Here is a 5363-nt window from a genome sequence, read left to right as displayed (position 1 = left end):
TTATCAGTTATCAGTTATCAGTTATCAGTTATCAGTTATCAGTTATCAGTTATCAGTTATCAGTTATCAGTTATCAGTTATCAGTTATCAGTTATCAGTTATCAGTTATCAGTTCACTGTTTACTGATTACTGTTCACTGTTTACTGTTCACTGAAACTTCCCACTTCCTACTGGTCTTGCATATATGGTTGATTATTTTTGAGGCAATTGTATGCCTTTTGTAACTCGATTCCCAGATAACCGATATGTTCGGGAATAATTGCGGGATTAGTTGTTGCAAGCTCGCGGATTAATTTGAGGGGATTTTTGCCTTGATAACAAGCAACAATTTCCCCACTGCCGGGAGTAGTTTGTTGGACAATAATTTGTTCTGATTCTAGAGAAATCAAAAAGTTACCGCTAGGGTCAAAAAAATCACGCTGATTGACAATTTTATCGTACTGGGTGGCGATTAATCGTTCGACATTCTCCCAAGTATCATCGTATATATGGGCCGATTGACTAATAGTAATCAATGGACCTAAGGTTAAATTATACTGGGAGCGTTGATTGATTTCTTGGCAAATATGTTGCTGTAAAGCGCGCAATCCCATGGCATTTGCCGGCCAAGCGGCAAACATATCATTACTTCTAAATATTGCGGTGAGAGATAATTCATTTTCCACCACTCGCACCCAAATATGATTTAAACAGGGACTACCTCCCTTTTCGTGGTCTTTCACATCCCAGAGGGACATAACTGCACTGGCAGCGTCAATTTCTGAGATTAATTTATTAATAACCTGTGTAATTTGATCCCGTCCAAACCAAGAGCGCAATCTTTGACCGTAGGTGTATTTAACTCCTTGGTGTATAGGGGAATCATCGAGAATTTGTCCGATATATTCGGTAAGAAAAGCTCTATCTATAGGCAAATAATTAGGTTCAGGAAAATAAAAGTCTCGGGGTTCATCGGTGACAATTGCCATTAGGTCGATTAATTCTTGCCATTTACCATCATATCCTGTCGGTCTAATTGTGCCGGTGGTTTTAATCTTTTGGAGAATTTTTACCCAAGTTTCGGCAATAGTTTTTCCTTCAATGCGATGACCGTATCTTGTACCGGGTAGGAGAGAAGGAAGATTTTCTGAGATAGGAAAGGTTAATGGTTCTCCCCAAGTTGGTAACGGGGATTGTTTTGCATAACTTTGGACAGTTTCAATCACTTCTGGGATAGATTTAACTGGTTGATATTGAATTGATTGACGCAATTTTTCGAGAATTTCTCGGTCAATTTCTTTGTCAATGTATCCCCTGATAAGAGAATTAATTACCCAACATTCTTTACCTGTGTCACTTTTTCCTAACTGGAATCCTTGACTAAAAAAATCTAGCAAACATTGACAGCTACCGGAGTTCTTATCTTCCTTAGTCGCGTTGAGAATAACTAAGTATCTAACGTGGGGATTTGCTATTAAGTTTCTCAGCAGGGGACTAATTCCTCTGGTGGGACTATAAAGATTACCAATTACCGCATATTGGTCGGGATTTAAATGTTTAGCAAGGGACTGTTTTACTGTCCATCCGGTGATAATTGCTGTTTGTCCGTGACCGCAGATTAATTGATTGGGTTTATAGTGGGGTTGGTAGGTGAATTTAGGGGTGGTTTCTGTACTAAGCATGGATTTAAATTAATCGTTCAAGATAATTAATAATATTTCGGTGAAGCTGTTCTATTGTATCACTGCCATCCAGTTGTAAACAATTATCTTCATATTCTTTAAATATCTCGACAAACATCTGACGAACTTTCATTAATTTTTCTTGTTTTTCGTACACTTCTGTGATGGCTCTGTTTTTAATTCTTGCTAGAGAAATATCAGGAATAACATCGATATAAATGACTAAATCTGGATTGGGAAAATGTTGATTTAACTGCTGAACAAAAGCCAATTCTTCGGGATTATTGCAATTGTAGGCCAAAGAAGAAAAATAATAACGAGTAGTGATCACATGGGTTTGTTCTTGGTGAATAAGTTTAAAAACGCCATCGTGATCATTATATAAGTGATCATGGCGATCAGCTGCAAATAGATAGGCCATTTGTTGGTCAAATTTATTTTGATCTTTGATAGAAATAAGATTAGTTTGCATTATTTCTCGAATCAAACGACCGATGACTCCCTCGGAAGGTTCCGGACTTAAAACTGCTTTTTCCCCTCGCTTTAAAAAATATTCTTGTAAGAGTTTTGCTTGGGTACTTGTTCCAGAACCATCAATACCTTCAAAGACAATAAATTTCGGTTTCATAATTTAATCTTCTTTCTCGCTCTAATTATCTGAATAATTGTTTTAGCCAAGTTAACCAAGATTTTTTATGGGGTATTAATTGTGTCATTTCTCCGATAATCTCTCCCATACTTCCCCAAGCATAAATATTTTTATTGAGGGATTGTATAGTTAAATTTTCTTGTAAAGCTAAACTGATGATACTAATCATTTCTGCTGCTTGATTACCGACTATTTGCGCTCCCAGTATTTTACCATCTTGTCGGTAGATTAATTGACAAAATCCCGTGGTTTCCCCCCAGATTTGCTGTGGGACTATATTTTTGATGGGATAGTTGATCATCTTTACCTCCTCACCATAGCTGTCCTCGGCTGCTTTTCTAGTTAAACCCACCCAAGCAATAGCAGGATCGAAAGCAATAAATGAGGGAATTTGCTCCGGATTAAAGTTAAATTTTTCTCCCGTGAGCAGATGCTTGACTAACCCAAAAGCGGCCCGGTGATTTAAAGTAGTATCTGGATAATTATTTCTGAGCAAATTTAGGGCATAAATGCGGGAATTATCAGTTTGTAATTGCCGATTAACCCTAATTAATCCTTGCTCTAGTTTAACTCCCACCCCGGCCAAATTTAATCCCTGTTCATTGACTTGATAATTACCAGCAAAAATCATATCATCAACTTCGATAACACGATTGCCTAATTGTAACCATTTTTGACCCTCGATCGCTTTCACTTGACTAGGACAATAGCCGGATAAAATCTTAATTCCTTCCGCTTCTAAAATGGCAGTAACTAAATGGGAGATTTCCCGATCAATATCCGGCAGTAGATAATTATCCTCGATAATTAAGCTAATTTCTTTCCCTAAACGTCGGAGAATTTGTGCCAAACTCACAGCCATGCTGCTGTTGCCAATAATCGCTAAATGTTGTCCTAAATTGTCTAAATTTGGCTCTTGCCAAAGGGTCTGAGCAGTAAAATAATTAACCTCATCTAAGCCGAAAATTCTCGGTACTTGCGGATAAAAACCAGTAGCGATAAGATAGTGTTTAGCCAACAATTGCCGACCGTTAACCACGAATCCTAAACGCGGCAGCCGGACAAATTCCCCCCCACCCAAGATAACATCTATTCCTTCCGTGGCTAATCTCGCCAAAGAATGATGTTTATTAATACTTTTATCTACTTCCTCTAACCATTCCCGCAACCGTTGCCATTGGGGATAAATGGCCGTTTCTTGCCAATGATTCAGCAGTTTATAGAGATGGATAATTTGGCTGCACCCCTTGCTAAAAATGTCCTCAGATGCCTCTAAATTGCCGCTAGAAGGCTGTTGCACTAAAGCCACCCTTTTTTTGAGGTGAACAGCCAACAAAGCCGCTTCTATCCCAGCAGGATTGGCACCGATAATTACTAAGTCGTAAACCACAAATATAAAGTAGGAGTCAGGAGTCGGTCATCAGGAGTCAGGAGTCAGGAGTCGGTCATCAGGAGACAGGAGTCAGGAGACAGTATTCAGGAATCAGGAGACAGTATTCAGGAATCAGGAGACAGTATTCAGGAATCAGGAGACGGTATTCAGGAATCAGGAGACGGTATTCAGGAATCGGAAACTTAACACTTAAGTAGGGAGGCACAATTATTTGTAGGATGGGTTAGCGGTAGCGTAACATAATCGGGCGTTGGGTTTCATGCTTCAACCCAACCTACGTTCATCTTATATTTAATTCCACCCACCCACTTAAAACTCAAATCTGATAACTGATAACTGATTACTGATAACTGATAACTGATTACCGGCGCCGGTCTTGCAGTTTTTTATAGACATCTCGCAGGGGGACTTGATGATAGGCGAGAGCGACGAGGGTATGATAAAAAAGATCGGCCACTTCTGCGGCAATAGCATCGCCATCATTATCTTTGCAGGCCATGACCACTTCTGCCGATTCTTCGCCGATTTTCTTGAGAATTTTGTTATCTCCTCCGGCCAAGAGTTTACAGGTGTAGGATTCCGGATGAGGAGCGTCTCTGCGATCGCAAATTACCTTAAACAATTCCGAGAGAGTATCGGCCGCTGGCGGTGATTTTTGCCAATTTACTTGGTGAAAACAGCTTCTTTCGCCGGTATGACAGGCGATATCACCGATTTGCTCAATAGTCAGCAAGATGGCATCACTATCGCAATCGTAGCGAATTTGACGCACTTTTTGGATATGGCCCGAGGTGGCTCCTTTGTGCCACAATTCTTGACGGGAACGACTCCAATACCATGCTTCCCCAGTGGTGAGGGTTTTTTCGAGGGATTCCCGATTCATCCAGGCCATCATTAACACTGTAGCATCAAGATAGTCTTGGGCGATCGCTGGTACTAAACCCTGGGGATTATAAGCGATCGCGTCGAGGGGAATAGCGGAGAGTAAAGAAGACATCAGTTTTTCGCGGTCAAGAATTATGGTGGGACAAATTACCCAAAGCTTAATTATATAGCCATGGGGTCTTGGGGGTTAGGGGTTGGGGGTTGGGGGATAGGGGATGGGGGTTGGGATTTAATGGTTGAATAATAAAAAAATTGCTGAGAAATTGATGAGAATACAATCCTATCGAGACTTACAAGTTTGGCAAACAGGAATGGATTTGGCAGAAAAATGCTATTTAGCCACTCGCAATTTCCCCAAAGAAGAAACCTACGGGATGATTTCTCAAATTCGCAGGGCTTCCGCTTCTATTCCTGCTAATATTGCCGAGGGTCATGGCAGAAAAACCCGCAAAGAATACCTACAGTTTCTCTACATAGCCCAAGGTTCTCTTAGAGAATTAGAAACCCATCTACTGTTATCAAAAAGAGTCCGATTGAACCCATCGGATACGATTGAACCCCTTCTTAACCAATGTGAATCAGTGGGTCGGTTGTTATCGGCCTTAATTCGTTCTCTGGAAGCGGGGGTTGGTGGAAATTAGTGGTTGGGTGTTTCTTATCCCCTATCCCCTATCCCCTATCCCCTATCCCCTATCCCCTATCCCCTATCCCCTATCCCCTATCCCCTATCCCCTATCCCCTATCCCCTATCCCCTATCCCCTATCCCCTATCCC

General features: G+C 40.8%; 6 protein-coding genes. 1 reads left to right on the top strand and 5 read right to left on the bottom strand.

Annotated elements, in window-relative coordinates:
- Positions 1–168 precede the first annotated feature (168 nt).
- The 5 genes from IM322_RS04440 to hisIE all read right to left on the bottom strand — a co-directional run bounded on the left by IM322_RS04440 (position 169) and on the right by hisIE (position 4701).
- Positions 169–1662, bottom strand: a complete 1494-nt coding sequence (locus IM322_RS04440; protein WP_287672011.1) for a thymidylate synthase — start codon at positions 1660–1662, stop codon at positions 169–171.
- 4 nt (positions 1663–1666) lie between these two features.
- Positions 1667–2290, bottom strand: a complete 624-nt coding sequence (gene tmk, locus IM322_RS04435; protein WP_287672012.1) for a dTMP kinase — start codon at positions 2288–2290, stop codon at positions 1667–1669.
- Positions 2291–2315: 25 nt separating this feature from the next.
- Positions 2316–3701: a dihydrolipoyl dehydrogenase family protein gene (locus IM322_RS04430; protein WP_287672013.1), complete on the bottom strand. Its 1386-nt coding sequence runs from the start codon at positions 3699–3701 to the stop codon at positions 2316–2318.
- A gap of 58 nt (positions 3702–3759) precedes the next feature.
- The gene (locus IM322_RS04425; protein ID WP_287672015.1) at positions 3760–3909 is read right to left on the bottom strand and encodes a hypothetical protein; all 150 of its coding nucleotides are present in this window, start codon (positions 3907–3909) and stop codon (positions 3760–3762) included.
- A 156-nt stretch (positions 3910–4065) separates the two neighbouring features.
- Positions 4066–4701, bottom strand: coding sequence for a bifunctional phosphoribosyl-AMP cyclohydrolase/phosphoribosyl-ATP diphosphatase HisIE (hisIE, locus tag IM322_RS04420; RefSeq protein ID WP_002786821.1), 636 nt, complete (start codon positions 4699–4701; stop codon positions 4066–4068).
- 154 nt (positions 4702–4855) lie between these two features.
- Here hisIE and IM322_RS04415 point away from each other — a divergent pair, with 154 nt between their 5' ends.
- Positions 4856–5230 (top strand): four helix bundle protein, encoded by a 375-nt coding sequence (locus tag IM322_RS04415; protein ID WP_170915463.1) that lies wholly within the window; start codon positions 4856–4858, stop codon positions 5228–5230.
- The last annotated feature ends 133 nt before the right edge of the window (positions 5231–5363 follow it).

This window comes from Microcystis sp. M109S1, assembly GCF_020247025.1.
Lineage (GTDB): Bacteria > Cyanobacteriota > Cyanobacteriia > Cyanobacteriales > Microcystaceae > Microcystis.
This window is presented reverse-complemented; position numbering and strand designations above follow the sequence as displayed.